Here is a 569-nt window from a genome sequence, read left to right on the forward strand (position 1 = left end):
TCACGGCTACCGGGCTGAGTATGCAACGGCCATTTACAAGGCCCACGCCAGGGCAATCCAGGACATCCCCTACGACCGGATAAACCGTGGGACGGGACGCCGATATCAGAGCCAGGTTTACACCTGCAGGAAGGACGAGGCCGGGCGGAAGCTGGACAAGGCGGCCATGCTGGTATGCAGTAAGGCCCTGGGACATAACCGGATCAGCGTGGTGGCCGACAACTATATCCGAGGGCTATAAAGGGGGATACCATGGTCGAGTTTGCTAAAAGCAGAGGCTTTTTGGGATACGGGGTTTTGCCTGGAGGTCGAAATGACAAAGATAGCAGCCACGCGGTGCTCCCTCTGGCGGAATACGACGAGCTGCTTCGCCGGATTGCCGTGGCAGAGCGTGATAAGCATGAGGCGATCGAGCAGGCAAAGAGGACGATAGGAAGAGAACGGGCGGCCGCCGAGCAGCGGGTCAGGGAGGCCGAGGAGGCCGCGCAGGAACAGGTGACGGCCATGGAGGAGAAGCTGACCAGGGCTGAAAAAGAGGTCAATTACCAGAAGGGCCTTAACGCTAATCT

2 protein-coding genes are annotated in these 569 nt (G+C 58.9%); both read left to right on the plus strand.

Features of this window, described 5'->3' with window-relative positions; all coding sequences use genetic code 11:
• On the plus strand, nt 1-241 hold a 241-nt coding region (locus RX395_RS09870; RefSeq protein WP_316367307.1), incomplete at its 5' end, for a hypothetical protein.
• An 11-nt stretch (nt 242-252) separates the two neighbouring features.
• Nucleotides 253-569, plus strand: a 317-nt coding sequence (locus tag RX395_RS09875) for a hypothetical protein (protein WP_316367309.1), incomplete at its 3' end; no start/stop codon positions are given.

Origin of the sequence: Collinsella aerofaciens, assembly GCF_032584215.1 — a bacterium.
Classification (GTDB): Bacteria; Actinomycetota; Coriobacteriia; order Coriobacteriales; family Coriobacteriaceae; genus Collinsella.